We start from the raw sequence: 20,243 nt of genomic DNA, 5'->3' as shown, positions 1-20,243 counted from the left end.
TTATTAAAATGTATTTGAATACTTTTTTATTTGATTATGATATTATAATCATAAGAGGATATCCATTATTAAATTGTTAATGGGTGTAAAAAGATATTGATTTGTATATAGCATAATATTTCATTTGTGTTAGTTTTAGTTAAATAAATCAGTAAATTATTAATGTGCACATATAATAATTACATTAGTATATGAAACAAAGTTAATAAAAATATTTATACTTTAATCGCAAAAATAAATATAAATTTATATTTAAAACGTAAACAAATTGTTTATAGGTATACACTTATAATAATTAAAATACTTGTAATCAATAATTTAAAAGTTTGGATAAAAATATTAGCAATGAAAATATTAATTAATAAATATAAAATAAAATGAAGCATAAGAAGCTAATAATAATTAGTTGTATTTAAATTTAGAGTTTTTATTTATTAACTAAAGAAGATAAAACTTAACTTAAAAAAAATTAAAAATGCAATAAATACAATTCATATTTTGAACTAAATGAACTTTGAGAAGAGATAGTTAATAAAACGATTATTTATACTAAGATAATAAAAACAGAAACTTGAATTTTTCTAATTTTGTATGATTAAATACTAATAATTTTTTATAATCCTTTAAATAATTATAACAAAGAATTTAGAATATTTGTTTCAATATTCATCGAAATAAATTAATTTTAATTACTCATGTGCCAACCTTTAGTATCTATAATAATTCCTACTTACAATGTTGAAAAATATATTGAGCAAGCAATAGATAGTATATTAAATCAAACCTATTCAAATTTGGAAATACTTGTTATTGATGATTGTTCTACAGACAATACAGTACAAATGGTGAAGAGTAAATATTCTAAAAATCAAAAAATTAGATTATATGAAAAGTCACAAAATTTAGGTCCAGCAAATTCTCGAAATATTGGAATTAAACAAGCAAAAGGAAAATATATAGCTTTGTTAGATGGAGATGATTATTACTTGCAAGATAAAATAGAAAAGCAGGTTCGGGTACTGGAAAGAAATCAAGATTTAGCTCTTTGTTCTACTTTTTTGAAATGCATTGGATTAAAAAACAATGTGATAAAATTTAAAATTAATCACTCAGATATAAAAGATCAACAATTGCTAGGCTGTCCCATTGCTCATGCAGCTGTTATGTTCAGGGCAACTTTTTTAAAAGAAAATAATTTATTTTATAATGAAAATTTAAGATTTTCAGAAGATTATGAATTATTTATAAGGATGATTGAAAAGGGAGGCAAATTTTTAACAATTCCTGAAGCCCTCTATATATATAGAATTACAGGAAACCAAGCATCCTTTATAAAATCAGATAATAAGATTTTAAAAAATGAAAAGCAATGGGAAATATCTAAAAACTTACATTATCAAGTCTTAAGCAAATTAATCGATGAAAATTCAGAATTGTATGATAAAAAATTTGTAGACGCTTTATTAATCCATCAAGTGATAAGAAATTATGATGATCTGAAGCTATTTATAGATTGGGCAAAAAAATTAATTGAATATAATGAAAGTATAGAATGTCCATTTAGTTCAAAATTTTTAGAAAACACATATAAAAAAAGTGTACTAGGATATTTTCTTGCTCAAAAGAGATTATCCTGGAATATTTTATACCAATATATATCAGTTTATCCGTATTGTGCTAAATTGGATCTAACCTATCAATTTAAATATATTATAAAATGTCTTTTATTTCTAAAACATTAAAAAAAATTATTTTCGTTCAAATCTCCATTTAAATAATTTATATCCAATATTGACCGGTAAGTTTTGAAAAAAATTTTTCTTTTTTTGGTCTAATGAATAAAAAGAAGAAAAGTAATCTAGAAAAGATAATGACGGAGCTTTTTTTAATCTTTTATAATTCTGTTTCCAATAAGCAATATCCTTTTTCATACATTTCCATTGCATGGTAAGAGTAATTTCTTTAAATGAGATAATATGCTTAAGCATATATTTTTTCCTTATTGGATTAGCTTCTTTAAAAGCTCTTGTAAAATATTCAACTATAGTTTGATGATTTTCAAAATTTCTTTTAGTTTTATTAAAAATAATAGATTCATTGTGAAGATAATAAAAATAGGTTGATTTATGTAAAAAACAAATACTGTCTAGCTTCAATGCCGTATGAAAAGACCATAACTCGTCCTGAGAGAATAAATCTTTTACAAAATAAATTTTATGTTTTCTAAAAAAGTCAACTTCAATAAGTTTATTGCAAGCACTTACTGACCAAGATCCATTACAAAAATATTCAAAGATACTATCGTTTCCTTTAAGGGAAGTAAGGGAGTGATTAAAAGGAAATATTTTATATTGTGTTTTTTTGAATGTATTAATTGCGGATATTTCACCTACTGCAACAGTAGACTGCGTTTTAGTAATCAACGTTACTAATTCCTCAATACACTCGGGAATAATTTCATCATCACCATCCAAAAAAAATAAATATTTACCCCTTGCATGATCTATACCCGTGTTTCTAACTATGGAAAGACCTTGATTGGTTTCGTGTTCTATAATTCTTATTTTTTCAGGGTGTTGAGACTGTATCTTTTTAATAACATTTAAACTATTATCTTTTCCTTTATCATCCACCAATAGTATTTCTATATTAGGATAGGTTTGATTCAATACAGAATTAATGCTGCGACCAATATATTTTTCACAATTGTAAACGGGAATAGAGACGGTAACTAATGGATATGGCATACAAATTAATTATAATCGAGCATCAACAATTTTTTTGTCTAGAAAAGATTTGCAATCGTAAATTACAGCATTATCTTTACAATACTTCTTAATATTCATTTCTTTAAATTCTTGATGTGGTACGGCAAGAATTACTGTGTCGAATTTCATGGAATTCGGAATTTCATTAAATATATCTAAACCATATTCATGCTTAACCTCTTTAGGGTTTGCTAAAGGATCGCAAATAGTTATATTCAAATCATATTCATCCAAACATTTAACTATATTAACCACTTTAGTATTTCTAACATCCGGACAATTTTCTTTAAATGTAATGCCTAAAATTAAAATGTCTGAATTGTTTATAATAATATCCTTTTTAATCATTAACTTAATTACTTCGGAAGCGATATAATAAGGCATCGAATCATTTAATCTTCTTCCTGCGAGAATAATCTCGGAATGATATCCTAATTCCATGGCTTTTTGGGCCAAATAATAGGGGTCAACGCCAATGCAATGCCCACCTACCAGGCCGGGTTTAAACGGTAAAAAATTCCATTTAGTTCCGGCAGCCTCTAACACTTCCGTCGTATCAACACCTAATAAATTAAAAATTTTTGCTAATTCATTAACAAAAGCAATATTAATATCCCGTTGTGAATTTTCAATTACTTTTGCTGATTCGGCAACTTTAATACAGCTTGTCTGATAGGTACCTGCGGTTATAATGGAAGAATATAAATTATTTACAAATTCTGCAACCTGAGGAGTAGACCCGGAGGTCACTTTTTTAATATTTGTGAGAGTATTAATCTTATCACCGGGATTGATTCTTTCAGGAGAATATCCTGCAAAAAAATCACGATTGTATGTTAGCCCTGAAATTTTTTCAATAATAGGCACACATTCTTCTTCCGTGCATCCCGGATAAGTCGTAGATTCATAAATAACAACATCACCTTTTTTAATTACTTTCCCTACAGTGGTACTAGCAGAATGTAAAGGGGTTAAATCAGGTCTGTTGGATGAATCTACAGGAGTGGGTACGGTCACGATGTAAATCGTTGAATTTTTTATGTCATCCAAATTCGAAGTAGGATAAAATCCGTTTTGGTTTTCTAAATCTTTTGCGGATTTAACTATAACATTTGAAATTTGTTCAGAAGATACCTCTCGAGTAATATCTTTAGATTCAATTAATTGTTTTATTCTTTCGGTTGAAATGTCAAATCCTGTTACCTTATATTTTTTTGCAAATTCCAAAGCTAAAGGAAGTCCGACATATCCGAGACCTATTATACTTATTTTAATATTTTGAGGGGAAAAAAGCATTGTGTCGATTTTTAATTTAAATTGAATAAAAATTTCTATACCATTCAATGAAATTTTTAATTCCTTCCTTTACGGATACTTGAGGTTTATAATTAAAATTTTCAATTAAATCAGTAACATCAGCATAGGTAGCAGGAACATCTCCGGGCTGAATAGGCAATAAATTGATTATTGCTTTTTTACCCAATTCTTCTTCTATAGTTTTAACAAAGGACATAAGTTCCACAGGTTTACTATTTCCTATATTATAAATTTTATAAGGAGCAGATGAAGACGAAGGGTCCGGATTAACAGGGTCCCAGTTTGAGTTGCCTATTGGCGGATTGTCATTAACCTTTATAATTCCTTGAACAATATCTGAAATATAGGTAAAATCACGTTGCATTTTTCCATAATTATAGACATCAATAGGTTTATTTTCTAAAATGGATTTAGTAAAGATAAATAAGGCCATATCGGGTCTACCCCACGGACCGTAAACGGTAAAAAAACGCAATCCGGTGGTTGGGATTTTAAATAAATGGCTATAGGTATGTGCCATCAGTTCATTGCATTTTTTACTGGAGGCATATAAACTTACCGGATGATCAACATTATCTTTAGTTGAAAAAGGCTGTTTTTCATTCAGACCATATACGCTGGAACTACTGGCATAAGTTAAATGCTTGATAGAAAAATTCCTGCAACATTCTAATATAGTAAGGAATCCGGTTATATTTGAATCAATATAGGCTTGAGGATTGACTAAAGAATATCTAACCCCGGCTTGAGCAGCAAGATTAATTACTTTATCGAATTTTTCTTCTTTAAATAAATTTTCTAAATTATTTTTATCTTCAAGACCTAGTTTGATGAATGAAAGATTGGAATATTTGGAACTCTTAATCAGTTTATTATATTCAATATCGGATTTATCAAATCCACAATTTTTTAATCTTCCATATTTAATAGAGACGTCATAATAATCATTGATAATATCGAGACCAATTATCTCATCGTCTCTGTTTATTAAAGACATTACTAAGTGATAACCGATAAATCCGGCAATTCCTGTAACAAGGATTTTCATTCAGATTTTTTTTATAACAAAATACAAATTTAAAAATTTTTATTTTGATAGTTTGAGTGACTCATTAACTTTGAGTGGATAGTATTGAAAAAATGAATAAGATATACCTTACAACAGATCATGCTCTCAAGTAATTCAGTACTAAAAAAAATTTTTAAACTCATGGAATTCTTAAAATAAAGGGATATACATATTTGGTATATAGTAGTTTAATGCTTAAGATTGTTTGTTACTGATGATAAGTTTATAGTAATGCATATGCAGTTGACGAAATAAATGCAAAAGATTAAAGTTTATGATCCTTTTTACAACGAAGAAAATTTGATTGAAAAGATGCAAAAAAAGAAAGCTTGGAAGTAGAATTAGAAATAAAATTTTACTGAATTCATTGCAGGTTAAATAAAATTTATCTAACTTTCAATTAGTTCGATGAAAAGGTTATGAAAGCAATAAGACATATATTCTTATTAAGTTTTATATTACTAATACTTATACTGATACATTGTAAAACAAATAAGGTAAAAGAAGTACACCAAATACATCTTAATAAAAAGATTACTGATTCAATTAAATCGGATTCACAAATTATAAATTTCATTTATCCATATAAAAAACAGTTAGATTCAATAATGAATCAACCCATTAGTTATGCCAATGTAGACTTCACCAAAGCAGGATACTCCAGCAACGAAGGAAATTTATTAGCAGACTTAGTATTGGAATATGCTAAAAAATATGCTAAAAGAAACAATAAACCTGAACCCGATTTTTGTTTGTTAAACAGCGGCGGAATCAGAACTATAATCCCTAAAGGAGTAGTTACTGTTGAAAACATATTTGAAGTATCGCCCTTTGAAAATGAAATGGTCCTTTTACAATTGGATGGATCTCGAATGAAAGAAATGTTTGATTATTTAAGAATTGAAAAAAAAGGACATCCATTGGCAGGAATAAAATTAATATATAAGAAAGATAAATTAATTTCTGCACAAATTGAAGGTAAAGATTTTGATCCAACAAAAAAATATTGGGTAGTTACCATAGATTATCTAATGAATGGCGGAGATAGAATGAATTTTTTCATGAAATCGGATGCCAAAGAAATCACCCATTTAAAATTACGAGACATTCTATTAGAACAGGTAAAAAATTACAAAGTATTGCCGGACATTAAAGATCAAAGATTAGTCTTTGAAGATTAAAAAAAATTCAAATGAAAAGAAGAGATTTTATCAAAACAGCTGCTTTAGCAGGAGGAGCTTTAAGTTTTCCCTCCCTATCATTTGCTTCCCGTGTTTTACATTCAGACAAAAAAATAACCATAGTACATACCAATGATCAACATAGTAGAATAGACCCTTTTCCGGCGACTTATACCAAAAATCCCAATCAAGGAGGTTTTGCCAGAAGAGCAACTTTAATAGATGCTATACGAAAACAAGAATCACAGGTATTATTATTAGATTCGGGGGATGTTTTTCAAGGAACTCCTTATTTCAATTTTTTCGGAGGTGAACTGGAGTTCAAATTAATGTCAACCATGGGATATGAAGCTTCAACTATGGGAAATCATGAATTTGATAATGGATTGGAGGGATTTAAAAAACAACTGCCACATGCTAAATTTGATTTTCTTTGTTCAAACTATGATTTTAGTAATACGTTGTTGGAAGGATTAACCAAAGATTATAAAATCATAAAAAAGGGAGGCATTAAAATAGGATTATTTGGGTTAGGCGTTGAATTAGCCGGATTGGTAGAAAAAAAGAATTATTTAGAAACTAAATATCTGGATCCTATAGAAATTGCACAAGATCGAGCAAGAATGTTAAAAAAAGAAAAAAAGTGCGATCTAGTAATTTGCCTTTCCCACATAGGATATAAATATCCTGATTTTCCCGATAAAATTTGCGATGTGAAATTGTGTCAGCAAACATCGAATATAGATTTAATACTCGGAGGCCATACTCATACCTTTTTTAAAGAACCGGAAAAATATCTAAACAAAGAAGGCAAAGTAGTATTGCTCAATCAAGTGGGATGGGCCGGTTTATTATTAGGCAGAATTGATTTTCTCTTTACCCAAGACAATACGTTAAAAGAAATAGCTTATCAAACAATTCCCGTAAAAAATTACACCGTATAATTTCGCTTTCCAAATAATTTAGATCCAATTCTAACCATATTACTTCCGCACTTTATGGCAATTAGATAATCATCCGACATGCCCATGGATAAAATCGATAGACCATATTCATTTTGATGGGTTATATAAAAATCGTGAAGGAAAGAAAATTCTTTTTCAATTTGAGAAGTATTATCAGTAAATGAAGCCATACCCATAAGACCAAGAATAGTAACATGTGGAAACATTCCATCCTTTTTGAGCTTAAGTATTTCAAGAGCCGAATCGAAAGTTAATCCATATTTAGAATCTTCTTGGGCTATTTTTATTTGTAATAAAACAGAAATCGGGCGATTGTTTTTTACCGCCTCTTTTTCAATAGTATCAAGCAATTCCAAACGATCAACAGAATGTATCAGATGAACAAAAGGAGCAATATATTTTACTTTATTCTTTTGTAAATGCCCAATTTGATGCCAGCGAATATTTTTAGGCAATTGATTATATTTTTCAACTAATTCTTGAACTTTATTCTCACCGAAATCGATCTGTCCACATTGATACATTTCTTCAATTTCCTTTGCAGGATGAGTTTTTGAAACGGCTATTAATTGAACATTAGAGGGTAGGGTTTCTAAAGTTGTTTGTAATGAATCTGCTATAGACATGGATTGAAAATATATTTTTACGAAGGTTAAAAGTACTAATAAATTTTTTGATAAAATAATGGGAGAAACATAGTATATAAAAAAGAGCGGAAAATATTTTATTTTCCGCTCTGTTAAATTAATATGACTTTAAAAATGATGGATTATGATTTATCTATTAGATTTTAAATCTTGAAAATTAAGATCATTATTTAACACATTGTTTACTTTTTCAACAATTAACTTATTTGGTAATGAAAAATTAGATACTTGCTTAGTGTTGGTAAGAGATGAGTTAAACTCAATTTTATAGATTCCAGCATCGGCAATCCATGCGGAAGCCAAAGGATTAAAAGAAGCTAAGTCTTTGGGTTGAAGTTCGAAAAAGACTACTTGAGTTTCTCCCGGTTTCAATACTCTGGTCTTAACAAATCCCTTTAATTCTTTTGATGGTTTATCTATATTCCCTTTAGGAGTTGAAAGATACAATTGAACAACTTCTTTACCTGCAACACTTCCGGTATTTTTAACTTTAAGAGAGATCAAAAGTTTTTGATTAAATTCAACGGAACTCAATACAGGTTCAGAATAGTCAAACTTTGTATAAGAAAGGCCGTACCCAAATTCATAAGAAGGGATAACATTAAAGGTGTTAAAATATCTGTATCCCACATATATGCCTTCCTTATAAGATACGTCAGTTGGTTTTTCTGCCGGAACTCCGTCAAAATTAGAAGAAGAAGAAACATCTGTATATTTAACAGGTAGAGTTTGAGTTAATTTTCCGGATGGATTCACAGCTCCTGAAAGTACATCGGTTATAGCATAGCCGCCTTCCTGACCGGGAAGACTTGCCCAAACTATAGCATCTACTTTATCTTTCCAACTGGAAGTTTCAATAGCGCTTCCTGAATTTATAATCACAACCACTTTTTTATTTTGTTGATGAAATGCTTTTGATACTTCAGAAATTAAATTTTGTTCTTTTTCGGAAAGATCAAAATCATCAGGAATTTTTCTGTCTCCGGATTCACCCGCTTCCCTTCCAATAGTAATGATTGCAATATCATTTTCTTTAGCACTGTTTTGGATCGCTTTTTCCTTAATGGTCGGCTGAGTTAAAGTTGGTAAGATAGCGAGTAATTTTTTCTTTAATTCCTCAGTTTTAGCTAATTCCTCCTTAACAAATTGAGAATAGGTTTGATTTAAATTTTTATCAATCACATAACCGTTATCTTCCAATCCTTTAGGTAAAGAAATTACATATGCTTTATTTACATTTCCACTTCCTGTTCCTCCTGCTATAATATTATATGAACCACTTCCAAATAAGGCTATTTTACTTCCTTTATTTAAAGGTAAAGCCCCTTGCTCATTTTTTAATAAAACCATACCTTCTGAAGCTGCTTTTCTGCTTAAAAGTGCATGGGATTTCAAATCCGGATTATTAGTTGGTACATAACCGGCTACCCGTGGAGATTTATAGATCATTTCCAATACATTTCTCAAGCAATTATTTACATCTTCTATAGAAAGACGTTTAGTTTCAATGTATTTTTTAAGGGTTTCAAATTGTACTTGTGTACCCGGCATTAATAAATCATTTCCTGCATGTAATTGCTTTGCAAATATATCTTCATCATAAGAATCTTTACTTATTCCATCATGGCTGGTATCACTTATAGCTGATACATCGGCATATCCGCCAAACCAGTCTGTAATTACTGCTCCTTTGAAGCCCCATTCATGACGTAAAATGGTAGTTAATAAGTCATAACTTGCCGAAGTGTAAGTCCCGTTAATTTTATTGTATGAAGACATAATGGTTGCCGGATTAGATTCTTTAACAGCAATTTCAAATCCGCGTAGGTAAATTTCTCGTAACGCTCTTTGAGATAGATGAACATCTAAGTCCATTCGATTATTTTCACTATTGTTTGCGGCAAAATGTTTTAAAGAAACACCCACACCGTTTTTTTGAATTCCTTGTGTGATCGCTGAAGCGAATTTACCTGCTATTAAAGGATCTTCTGAGAAATACTCGAAATTACGCCCACACAAAGGGTTGCGAATGATGTTTAATGCCGGAGCCAATTGAATATCCGAGCCATATTTTAAGGCTTCATCTCCAATAGCATTTCCAACTTCTTTTGCTAATTCTGTATCCCAAGTGGTCGAAATAAGGGCCCCTACAGGAAATCCTGTGGCATAATAAGTTCTTGTTTCTCCTTTTCTTTTATAAGAAATGCGGACACCTGCAGGACCATCGGTAAATATTACTGCAGGAACGCCCCATTTGTCAATGGGTGTAGTTGAACCTGCTGATCCGGGAATAAGATAGCTTGGTATTGTGACTCCTTTAGGGTCTATAGCTTCAAACCCTTTCAACATTTCAAATCCAACCATTCCCGTACCCAAGAGTAAATGTATTTTATCATCAACAGATAAACGAGAAATTAAATCATTAATTCTTTCATAATCCGACAGTCGAGTATCTTCGTAAGGTTGTAGTTTTCCATCTTTGTTCCAATCAGAAAATCTTTGATTATTAACAACGATTTGAGGATAGGTTTGCGCCTTACTGACGTTAAATGCGCAAAAACCGGCTAATGCATATAATACAAATCTTTTTTTCATCATATTATTTTTTTTTCTCATAAGGTACAAATTATTTATTATATATTAACATAGACATGATATAAATTAGGTGTTAAGTGTCTTGCTATTGCTATATAATATTCAATAATTGATATACAATAAGATATATATTCTGATTTTATATAATAAAAAAAGATGAAATTGATCTAAAGATGTATTCACATACAGTAGTATCTAAATAAAAAGATAATACGAACCATTTATGTAAATGCGAAAATTATCTTGATAAATGATTATTTTTGTACAAGTAAAGGTAAGCAAATGAATAAAAAAAAGGTAGAAAAATATTTTAATTTAGCTTGTTATGCAGAATGCATAAGTTGTTTCTTACTTTTTTTAGTAGCCATGCCCTTAAAATATTTTTTTCATTATACCTTATTTATGATTCCGACGGGTATGATACACGGTTTATTTTTTACCGCATATATTATATTGGCGATTTTAGTTAGAAAGCATTATAAATGGGATGATGAAGATTTTGTATTTGTATTAATGTCAGCCTTTTTCCCGTTCGCAACACTATGGGTCGAAAAAAAATTAGCTAAGATCAATCGAACATAAATTAACCAATTTTAGATTTCCGGTTGTAAAAATCAACTAATAATTTAAAACTGTTTAAATTATTATCAATGATTTAAAAGGAATACGATAGGTATAAAAAATAAAAAGCTTCTTATAAGCATAAGAAACTTTCTATTTTTTATATATGTAAAAAATTCTAATTTACAGCGTTTTGCAATTCTTCTGTAATTTCCATATTATGAAATACTTGTTGAACATCATCATCGTCTTCAAATTTTTCAAGCATTTTCAAAATAGTTTGTGCCTGTTCTAACGGAAGAGCTTTAGTATTGTTTGGCAACCTTTGTAATTCCGCACTCTTAGGCTCTATACCTAATTCTTCAAATTTATGATTTATAGAACCAAAATCTTCAAAAGAAGAGGTAATAATCACTTCATTATCATCTTCTTCAATTTCTTCGGCTCCTGCGTCAATCATTTCCAATTCAAAACTGTCCCAATCCATAGTAAGATTTGACTTATCTAAAGTAAAAATCCCCTTTCGATCAAAAATAAATGTAAGTTCTCCATTTTTTCCCAGATTTCCTTCAAATTTGTTAAATATAGCACGAACATTGGCTACAGTTCGGGTAGGATTATTAGTAGTACATTCTAAAAAAATGGCAATTCCTCCCGGTCCATATCCTTCATAGGTTATTTCGTCATATTGTTCTGCATCTGCCCCTGAAGCCTTTTTAATAGCTCTTTCTACATTGTCTTTAGGCATATTTACACCTTTCGCATTAAGTAAACAACGACGAAGTGCAGGGTTAGATTCAGGGTTAGGACCACCGGCTTTTACAGCAATTGCAATTTCTTTACCAATACGGCTGAACTGTTTTGCCATTTTGTCCCATCTGGCTAATTTTGAAGCTTTTCTATATTCAAATGCGCGTCCCATAATCAAGTTTAATTTCTAAAACAAAAATAATAATTGAATGAGTTATAGAAAAATAAATTATTAATTTTTAAATCTTTTTTACATGTTTAACTATTTGATCGTTTGTTCTTTTTTTACAACTAATACATAGATAAACTAAGAACAATTAATTATAGTAACCATGTAGTTAAACAGTATCCTTAACAAAGTTTAATCAAGTAATTCTTTAGGAATTTTACAAACCGGAATAGGATTAATTTTATGTTGAGCAAGTCGGTTTAATTGATCATAAATTTCGAAAACTTCACGTTCTCTTCCTGTAAAATCAGAAGCCTTATGATTTTCATGAACATTCATTGCCCATTCAAGTTCCGGATAGGAAGCTCCAATTTGGTCTTCATCAGATCGGTCATCGGTCCAGAGCCCATCGGTAGGTTTCGCTTTCTGAATAGATTCGGAAACATGTAATTCTTTGGCTATTTCAAAAACCTGACTTTTTAAGAGGTCGGCAATAGGGCTGATATCAACTCCTCCATCTCCATATTTAGTAAAAAAGCCGATACCAAAATCCTCTATTTTATTACCTGTTCCACAAACCAAGAAATTGTTGAGTCCTGCATAATAATATAAGGCAGTCATACGAAGACGAGACCGAGTATTAGCTAAAGATAAATTGTTTTTTTCATGAGATTCATCCGCTTCTAAATCAGATTTTAAAGCCTCAAAAGTGTTGGTGAGATTTATAGTTTTTCCGGTAACATTTGTATAGTGTTCAGTAAGATATTTTATATGTTCTCTGGCTCGAGTAACTTGGTCTTCCGGTTGATGAATAGGCATTTCTAAAACTAAAACGGGTTTACCGGTTTGAGCGGCTAATGTAGAAACTACAGCGGAATCTATTCCTCCGGATACTCCTACAACAAATCCTTTTGCCCCACTATTTTTGAGATAATCGTTTAACCAATTAACAATATAGGAAATTACTCTGGTTGTTTTCATAATATTGTATCTTTGCGCGTAATATTATATATTTAAAAATCAAGTGTAAAGATAATGAAGATTATTAAATATCTTACAGTATTGTTATTAGTAATAAGCTGCACTCATAAAAGCAGTAAAGATGATTTGAATAAGAGGTGGAAAGTAGAGGTTAGCGAGATACAAGAACCTGTTGAAATTCATGATATAGCAAAAGATTTTTACAATTTAGATATTTCAATACCGGATTTTAGAAAAAAATATCCTTTTTATTTGAGTCAAACTACCCCGGATTCCCGATTTGAAAAAGATCGAAGGGATAGTACAGAACTCAATATTTATTCTGAAATAAAGAAAAAAGTTTCTAACGATAGAATTAAAACAGAATTAGAAAACCTATTTAAGCATATCAAGTATTATTATCCGGAATTTAAATCTCCCGCAGTATATTTATATTCATCATTTACCTCAGATTATTTGAATCCGATTACATATATTCCACAAAATAATTATTTACTTATTGCTACAGATTGCTTTTTAGGTTTTGATAATAAATACTATAATATGATGAATATAGATAAATATATCCAGAGAACAATGAGCATGGAATATTTTTCATCAAAAACGGCAAAAGAAATAATTAAAGGAATGGCAATAGTCCCGCGAGAGACGAACAGCCAATCTTTTGTTTCACAAATGATTTATCAAGGCAAAATATTAGTTTTGGAAGATGCCTTTTTGCCTGAAGTAAAAGATTGTTATAAAATAGGATATACCCAAGACCAGATAAATTGGGCGAAAACTAACGAATATGAAATATGGAATTTCTTTATTGAAAGTAATTATGTGTTTAGTGATGATATTTCTTTATCTGATCGATTTTTATCGTTAGCGCCTTTTTCTAAATTTTATACGGAGGTAGACTCTCAAAGTCCGGGGAGAATAGGTTGTTGGACCGGATGGCAAATTTGTAGAAAGTACTTACTTGAAAATCCTCAAATAAGCCTACAAGACTTTATTAAAAATCCTAACCACGAGCAAATATTTGCCAAGTCCAAATATAAGCCCCATCCTGAGATAGATACACACTAATATTTAAAGATACAAAACAACGTAATATTTTAATAGGAGCTAATGAAAGAAACTGAAATAAATTTTAATGTACAATTAGATGAAAACCATATACCCGAAAAAATTGTATGGGCAGCCCCGGACGGAGGAGTAATTGGAGCAGAAAGTAAAGCCATTTTATTATCCGTTTGGGATGATAAAGTTAAAGAAGCTTTAAGGATTGATTTATGGACCAAAGAAATGCCTGTTGATGATATGAAGCGGTTTTTTCATCAAGTATTGCATTCTTTAGGAGATTCTTATCAGAGAGCCACAGATGAGGAAGAAATAGCAGAAGAAATAAGAAAATTTGCAGAATATTTTGCAGATAGGAGTGGTATAAAAATGTAATATTATTTTTAAACTGAATAAGATTTTATTTATCTTATGGGTCTATACCAAATTCTTTTAAATTATACCTTTTTAAGGTCAACTATTAACACGAAATAACAAAAAATGATACTATATAATAGAAATAGAAGATTAAGATCAACTCAAGCCGTAAGAGATTTAGTAAGAGAAACGATTTTAACTACCGATGATTTTATCATGCCGATATTTATTGCAGAAGGAGAAAATATAAAAGAAGAAATTTCTTCTATGCCGGGAATATATCGACAATCATTGGATTTAACAATTAAAGAGGTTAAAGAATTATGGTCTTTAGGAGTTAAAGCGGTGAATATTTATGTAAAAATCAATGAAAATTTAAAAGATAATACAGGCAAAGAAGCATGGAATAAAAACGGCTTAATGCAAAAATCAATCAAAGCTATTAAAGATGCTGTACCCGAAATGGTAATTATGCCGGATGTAGCTCTTGATCCTTATTCAATTTACGGACATGACGGAATTGTTGAAAACGGTAAAATTGTAAATGATGCAACCGTGGATGCATTGGTAAAAATGAGCCTAAGCCATGCAGAAGCAGGAGCAGATTTTATTGCTCCAAGCGATATGATGGATGGAAGAGTTGCAGCAATTAGAGAAGCATTAGAAGAAAATGGATTTGATGAAGTAGGTATTATGAGTTATGCAGCGAAATATGCCAGTTCGTATTACGGTCCTTTTAGAGATGCTCTGGACAGTGCTCCCGGATTTGGAGATAAAAAAACCTACCAAATGGATTACGGTAACAGTAAAGAAGCTATCAATGAAGCATTGAAAGATATTGAAGAAGGCGCAGATATTGTTATGGTAAAGCCGGGCCTTCCTTATTTAGATATAGTCTCTAAATTAAATGAAATAGTAGATGTGCCTATTTCGGTATTTCAGGTTAGTGGAGAATATGCCATGATTAAAGCGGCTGCAAAAAATGGATGGTTGGATAATGATAAAATTATTATTGAAAGCTTAACATGTATAAAAAGAGCAGGCGCCGGTCTTATTTCTACCTATTTTGCCAAAGAAGCTGCTAAACTATTGAATCGATAAATTGTAAGTAATAAATATTTTATAAGAAGCCTCTTTTATTTCGATAAGAGAGGTTTTTTATTTACAATAATAAAATAATTAATTCGAAAATTGTTTGAGGAAGTATCACTAAAAACAAAAAAGCATACTTATAACTAAGTATGCTTTTTTTAATATTTATTGTCTAAATTATTTTTGTTGTTGATTTAACAAGATACCTCTATAATCGGTAATATCTGACTCTTGAACTAATGATCTTAAAAGTAAAGAAGGCATTTGTTGAGCATATTGACTCATTAAAGAAGTTTTAAGCTGTTTTTTGTCTCCAACTTGTCCTTTAGTAATCGATTTAGTTACAATTATATAAACTCCGCTTTTTCCTTCAATAGCTTTCGAGGTAACTCCTTGTTTTAACCCAAATGCTGCACCACCCACCTTAGGCTCAAATTCTCCGTTCACTGATGGATTATCAAAACTTATTGAAGCATTGCTTTTTGTAGTTTTAAATTCAGTTGCTAAGTTGTCAAGTGATTTGTTTCCTGAATTTACTTTTTCAGCAATTATCTTACCCAGCTTTTCATTCCTTACCTCAGTTTCAATTTCATCTCTAACTAAAGAAGGATCTGCCAATCCTTTACTAAATAAAGATGAAACTCTGGCTACAATATAACTTTGGTCACCCGTAGTGAATACTTCAGTATCACCAAGTTTTCTTTTAGAATCAAAAGCCCAAGCAATAATATCAGAATCTTTATCTGTGTGTAATCCGTTCAACATAGAACCAAAACGTACTATGCCTCGTTGCTGTTGTGGTTTATAGTTAGATTTTTTAGCGAAATCAATAAATTCTCTTGATGACTTTCCTTGAATGGATTGTATGAAATTGGTTGATTGTTTACGGGCAGTCTCGATAGTTTCCTCAGAAGGTTTAATTTCTTTCGCAAGATCTGCTAGTTTATAAACAATTTCATCCGGTTTCCTTTGAGATATCATTAATACCAAATATCCCTGAGGAGTTTCAATAACTTCTGCTTTATTTGTTGGAGAAGTTTCCAAAAAACGTTGTAATTTTTTATAAGGAGCAGGAAAATCTTGAGCAGTTGTTAACTTCATTTCACCATTATTCGAGGAAGCCGTCGGATCGTCTGAATATTGAGAAGCTAATTTTGCAAAATCACTAGGATTAGCATTTAATTTTGCCGCAAGTTCATCCGCTTGTTTTTTTGCCTGATCCTTGTTTCTGGCAGTTTTAGGCTGGATTTGCTGAGCTCCGGTGTAACTTATTAATATATTTTTAGCAGTTACCGAATCCGTATTTTTTTTAGCGATTAATTTAGATAATACATAGTATCCATTATCTTTATAAGCATTAGAAATTTGTCCGATAGAAGCATTTTTTACCCAATTTTGTATGTTTTGAGGCAATTGCTTTTCGCTTCTGTATTGAGAGATAAAAGGTTTATCTGCAATTTGTGCGGTATTTAGCTCGCTGATATATAGTGAATCATTTTTAACCGAACCAAATGCTTGAATAGTATCCCCTTCAATAATGGATTGAGATAATAAGGCATTTAATGAATGTAATGTGTTATTTTCATCGGAAGGAGTAGGTTTTGCAGAGAAATATACAAAATCTAGCGTTCTGTTTTCATCAATTTTAAATAAAGATTTATGTCTTTCAATATAAGCTTTTAAATCTTCATCTGTGACCTTAACAGGGTTTGATTTTTGGTATGCATTGTAATCGATTTTAACGTATTCAATATCTGCAATATTGGATTGATTTTGTGCTAAAAGTTCAATTTCCTTGTTATTGGTTAACATTCCGGAACCATAAGTCCCTAAATATTGTTTACCCATTGCTTGATAACCAAAATTCTTTTTTAAAGTCATCATAGTTTGGAAATATTCTCTGTATTGCGGAGAAGCATTTTGGCTTTCTTCCATTTTTTGGAATTCATCCTGAATCAATTTGGTATTAATATTTCCGCTTTTATCTTTGAATTGAGGATTGTTAAATAAAGGAGAGGATTTGGCCATATTCCAAATCATTTTATCAGTTAAAATTAATCCGGAGGCATTAAATTTTTGCTCAATTAATTTTTGTTCAATTAACGAATTCCAAATTTGTCCTTCAAGTAAATTTTCCGGATATTGCCCTTGGTACTGAGAAGAAAGAAGACTAAGTTGACTATAATATTCCTGGCGTGAGATCGCTTCTTTGTTTACTTTTCCCAAAACATTGGGATCTTTCTTGCCAATTCTGCTCCAATCAATTCCACCTAATAAAAATAATAATAATGCTACAGCAACAAAACCTATTAATAACCCGTTTCTTTTTCTTATTTGTCCAAGAATAGCCATTTATTCGTAATTTAATTTATTTTAATTTACGAAATTACGGTTTCGACATGAAATATGAAAATAATATTTACCTTAATAGTCATTTTTAAAAATAAAAAAACCTCACAAGAAAAATCTTGCAAGGCTTTTAAAAATTAAATTTAAAAGTATAGACTATTTATCAATTGATCCGAGGACACGTTTCATAAATGCATTTAAAGCATTTTTTTCATCCATACCCTCTCTCATTAGCTTATTAACTTCAATAGCTCCGTACATATTAGAAAGCACTTCTCCTAAAACATCTAATTCTTCATCTTTCAAACCCGGAGCTTCCGTTAAGTTCTCTAAGGTTTCAATTGTTTCATTGATATAATCTTCATCATTATTTTCAATGAATTGAGTTAAATGTTTAATTATGGGTAACTTCATTTACTAATTCTTGTAAAGGTTCTATTTTATTTGTTTGTATTTGATTAACCAGCTTTCCGTCTTTAAAAGAAGCAAAAGTCGGTAAGTTGGTCACATTTGCTAATTTTCTGGATTCAGGAAATTTTTCCGCATCGACAATTAAAAAAGGAATGGTGCTGTTTTCTTCGCCAATTTTTTTAAATTTCGGCTTCATAATTTTACAGTTTCCGCACCATGAAGCAGCATACTGAACGAGAACGATCGGAGATTCTTTGATAATTTCACTTAAATTATCTTCTTGTAATTCTTGTACCATTTTTTTGTATTTTAAATTATAATTAATGAGAAGATAAATAATCCGATACTCCTTTACGATTGGCATTCATCGCATCTTTTCCTTCTTCCCAGTTAGCCGGACATACTTCACCAAATTTTTGAACATGAGTATAGGCATCTATAAGGCGTAAATATTCTTGAACATTTCTTCCTAATGGCATGTCATTAATACTTTCATGGAAAACTTTTCCCTCTTCATCGATTAAAAAGGTTGCTCTGTATGCAACATTGGATCCTTTCAATATCACAGTTTCATAATCTTCATCATATTCGGAAGATTCAATATCTAAAATTCCTAAAATATTAGAAAGATTACGTGTTGTATCTGCTAAGATTGGATAAGTAACCCCTTCTATACCGCCATTGTCTTTAGGTGTATTTAACCAGGCAAAATGTACTTCGTTAGTATCACATGAAGCCCCTATAACTATAGTATTTCTTTTTTCAAATTCAGGTAGTGCTTGTTGAAAAGCATGAAGTTCGGTAGGACAAACGAAAGTAAAATCTTTAGGATACCAAAATAATAAAACCTTTTTATTTTTTTTAGTTGCCTCCTCAAAAATATTGATCTTTAAATCATCCCCCATGTGATCCATGGCATCTATTGAAATGTTTGGAAATTTTTTACCTACTATTGACATAATTTTATTGTTTTGTTTATCAAAATATTATTTCATTTTTTACATTTCAAAATTAGTCAATAAAACAAAGTCCCTACGTTGTGTAAGCATAATTCTTTTTTATTGAAGAATAAAAAAAAACTATATACATAAAAATATTTCACGATAACTTCCCGGATTTTTTATTAAGATAGTAAAAAAAAATAATTTATCCTATTAAATGATATAAACACAAAAGGATGAATTAATTAAAAGATATTGAAATCTGATAGTAATCGGTTATAAAGACATGATTCTGCTAATTCTAATAAAGATTAAAGGCATTAAAAACTAAAAAATGAAGGCAGAAGGGTTTTTTAATGATATAGGATTAGACTTTATCAATTGCTGTTGTTAAGGAATGTTTAAATATTTATGAGTTTGTAAAGAAACTTGCCATTTAGGGTTTTTCATCACATAATCAATGATTTTTGGAGTAACTTTATTCCTATTACTCCATTCAGGTTGTAAATATAAAATGGCATTATCATTTACTTTAGAAGCCTGTTCTTCCGCAAAAATAAAGTCATGATTATTATAAACAATTACTTTTAATTCATTTGCTTTTGCATACACACTTTCGAGAGGAAGGGCTGTTTTTTTAGGAGACAGACAGATCCAATCAATATGTCCCGATAGAGGATAAGCTCCCGAAGTTTCGATATGTATTCGGCAACCCAAATTTTTTAATCTGGATGTTAAGGGCTCTAAATTCCACATTAAAGGTTCCCCTCCGGTTAAAACAATGGTTTTCGATTGGGAAGCAGCCGTTTCGGCAATTTTATCTACAGAACTAACCGGATGAATAGAAGGATTCCAACTTTCTTTTACATCACACCAATGACATCCTACATCACAACCGCCTATTCTTATAAAGTATGCAGCCGTACCGGTATATCTACCTTCCCCTTGAATGGTGTAAAAATGCTCCATAATAGGTAATGATAGACCGGATTCTAAATCCATAGTTATACTATCTTCCATTTACT

The 20,243-nt window shown here is 30.4% G+C and carries 19 protein-coding genes; 7 read left to right on the top strand and 12 right to left on the bottom strand.

The window, feature by feature from the left end:
• The first annotated feature begins 695 nt into the window (after positions 1-695).
• Positions 696-1,742, top strand: coding sequence for a glycosyltransferase family 2 protein (locus J3U20_RS08590; protein ID WP_160542875.1), 1,047 nt, complete (start codon positions 696-698; stop codon positions 1,740-1,742).
• Positions 1,743-1,748: 6 nt separating this feature from the next.
• On the opposite strand, the gene J3U20_RS08585 is transcribed toward J3U20_RS08590, so the two are convergent.
• Genes J3U20_RS08585 through J3U20_RS08575 form a run of 3 tightly spaced genes read right to left on the bottom strand, consistent with a single transcriptional unit; the run spans position 1,749 to position 5,133 of the window.
• A complete protein-coding gene (locus tag J3U20_RS08585) occupies positions 1,749-2,747 on the bottom strand; it encodes a glycosyltransferase family 2 protein (RefSeq protein ID WP_160542874.1) in 999 nt (332 codons plus the stop codon).
• A gap of 9 nt (positions 2,748-2,756) precedes the next feature.
• Positions 2,757-4,064 (bottom strand): nucleotide sugar dehydrogenase, encoded by a 1,308-nt coding sequence (locus J3U20_RS08580; protein ID WP_160542873.1) that lies wholly within the window; start codon positions 4,062-4,064, stop codon positions 2,757-2,759.
• 16 nt (positions 4,065-4,080) lie between these two features.
• A complete protein-coding gene (locus tag J3U20_RS08575) occupies positions 4,081-5,133 on the bottom strand; it encodes an NAD-dependent epimerase (RefSeq protein ID WP_160542872.1) in 1,053 nt (350 codons plus the stop codon).
• Between the two features lie 629 nt (positions 5,134-5,762).
• On the opposite strand from J3U20_RS08575, the gene J3U20_RS08570 reads away from it, so the two are divergent.
• Both J3U20_RS08570 and J3U20_RS08565 read left to right on the top strand, forming a co-directional pair.
• The gene (locus J3U20_RS08570) at positions 5,763-6,335 is read left to right on the top strand and encodes a 5'-nucleotidase C-terminal domain-containing protein (protein WP_160542871.1); all 573 of its coding nucleotides are present in this window, start codon (positions 5,763-5,765) and stop codon (positions 6,333-6,335) included.
• A gap of 11 nt (positions 6,336-6,346) precedes the next feature.
• Complete coding sequence (locus J3U20_RS08565) at positions 6,347-7,279, top strand: metallophosphoesterase (RefSeq protein ID WP_160542870.1); 933 nt, start codon at positions 6,347-6,349, stop codon at positions 7,277-7,279.
• On the opposite strand, the gene J3U20_RS08560 is transcribed toward J3U20_RS08565, so the two are convergent.
• Together J3U20_RS08560 and J3U20_RS08555 are read right to left on the bottom strand one after the other, a co-directional pair.
• A complete protein-coding gene (locus J3U20_RS08560; RefSeq protein WP_160542869.1) occupies positions 7,267-7,926 on the bottom strand; it encodes a YggS family pyridoxal phosphate-dependent enzyme in 660 nt (219 codons plus the stop codon). The genes J3U20_RS08565 and J3U20_RS08560 overlap by 13 nt on opposite strands.
• Positions 7,927-8,076: 150 nt before the next feature.
• Positions 8,077-10,542, bottom strand: coding sequence for a beta-glucosidase (locus tag J3U20_RS08555; protein WP_255448190.1), 2,466 nt, complete (start codon positions 10,540-10,542; stop codon positions 8,077-8,079).
• 282 nt (positions 10,543-10,824) lie between these two features.
• On the opposite strand from J3U20_RS08555, the gene J3U20_RS08550 reads away from it, so the two are divergent.
• The gene (locus J3U20_RS08550) at positions 10,825-11,124 is read left to right on the top strand and encodes a DUF3817 domain-containing protein (protein ID WP_160542867.1); all 300 of its coding nucleotides are present in this window, start codon (positions 10,825-10,827) and stop codon (positions 11,122-11,124) included.
• Positions 11,125-11,281: 157 nt separating this feature from the next.
• Here the strand turns inward: J3U20_RS08550 and J3U20_RS08545 are convergent, their stop codons facing one another.
• The gene (locus J3U20_RS08545; RefSeq protein ID WP_160542866.1) at positions 11,282-12,025 is read right to left on the bottom strand and encodes a YebC/PmpR family DNA-binding transcriptional regulator; all 744 of its coding nucleotides are present in this window, start codon (positions 12,023-12,025) and stop codon (positions 11,282-11,284) included.
• A 189-nt stretch (positions 12,026-12,214) separates the two neighbouring features.
• Complete coding sequence (gene nadE, locus J3U20_RS08540; RefSeq protein WP_160542865.1) at positions 12,215-13,003, bottom strand: NAD(+) synthase; 789 nt, start codon at positions 13,001-13,003, stop codon at positions 12,215-12,217.
• 54 nt (positions 13,004-13,057) lie between these two features.
• Between nadE and J3U20_RS08535 the strand changes: the two genes are divergently transcribed.
• From J3U20_RS08535 to hemB, 3 genes are all read left to right on the top strand, one after another.
• Positions 13,058-14,074, top strand: a complete 1,017-nt coding sequence (locus tag J3U20_RS08535; RefSeq protein ID WP_160542864.1) for a gliding motility protein GldB — start codon at positions 13,058-13,060, stop codon at positions 14,072-14,074.
• A 42-nt stretch (positions 14,075-14,116) separates the two neighbouring features.
• Positions 14,117-14,443 carry a gliding motility protein GldC gene (gldC, locus tag J3U20_RS08530; protein ID WP_160542863.1) on the top strand — a complete coding sequence of 109 codons (327 nt, stop codon included), beginning with the start codon at positions 14,117-14,119 and terminating at the stop codon, positions 14,441-14,443.
• Between the two features lie 105 nt (positions 14,444-14,548).
• A complete protein-coding gene (gene hemB / locus J3U20_RS08525; RefSeq protein ID WP_160542862.1) occupies positions 14,549-15,526 on the top strand; it encodes a porphobilinogen synthase in 978 nt (325 codons plus the stop codon).
• A 168-nt stretch (positions 15,527-15,694) separates the two neighbouring features.
• On the opposite strand, the gene J3U20_RS08520 is transcribed toward hemB, so the two are convergent.
• The 5 genes from J3U20_RS08520 to J3U20_RS08500 all read right to left on the bottom strand — a co-directional run bounded on the left by J3U20_RS08520 (position 15,695) and on the right by J3U20_RS08500 (position 20,238).
• Positions 15,695-17,869: a peptidylprolyl isomerase gene (locus J3U20_RS08520; RefSeq protein WP_160542861.1), complete on the bottom strand. Its 2,175-nt coding sequence runs from the start codon at positions 17,867-17,869 to the stop codon at positions 15,695-15,697.
• A 153-nt stretch (positions 17,870-18,022) separates the two neighbouring features.
• Positions 18,023-18,280, bottom strand: a complete 258-nt coding sequence (locus J3U20_RS08515; protein WP_160542860.1) for a DUF6952 family protein — start codon at positions 18,278-18,280, stop codon at positions 18,023-18,025.
• Positions 18,261-18,575, bottom strand: a complete 315-nt coding sequence (locus J3U20_RS08510) for a thioredoxin family protein (protein ID WP_105296559.1) — start codon at positions 18,573-18,575, stop codon at positions 18,261-18,263. The genes J3U20_RS08515 and J3U20_RS08510 overlap by 20 nt, the downstream gene beginning before the upstream one ends.
• A gap of 22 nt (positions 18,576-18,597) precedes the next feature.
• Positions 18,598-19,236, bottom strand: a complete 639-nt coding sequence (locus tag J3U20_RS08505; RefSeq protein WP_160542859.1) for a peroxiredoxin — start codon at positions 19,234-19,236, stop codon at positions 18,598-18,600.
• A 372-nt stretch (positions 19,237-19,608) separates the two neighbouring features.
• Complete coding sequence (locus J3U20_RS08500) at positions 19,609-20,238, bottom strand: 7-carboxy-7-deazaguanine synthase QueE (protein ID WP_160542858.1); 630 nt, start codon at positions 20,236-20,238, stop codon at positions 19,609-19,611.
• Positions 20,239-20,243: the final 5 nt, after the last annotated feature.

The sequence above is a fragment of the Apibacter sp. B3919 genome, from assembly GCF_026537405.1.
Taxonomy (GTDB): domain Bacteria; phylum Bacteroidota; class Bacteroidia; order Flavobacteriales; family Weeksellaceae; genus Apibacter.
This window is presented reverse-complemented; position numbering and strand designations above follow the sequence as displayed.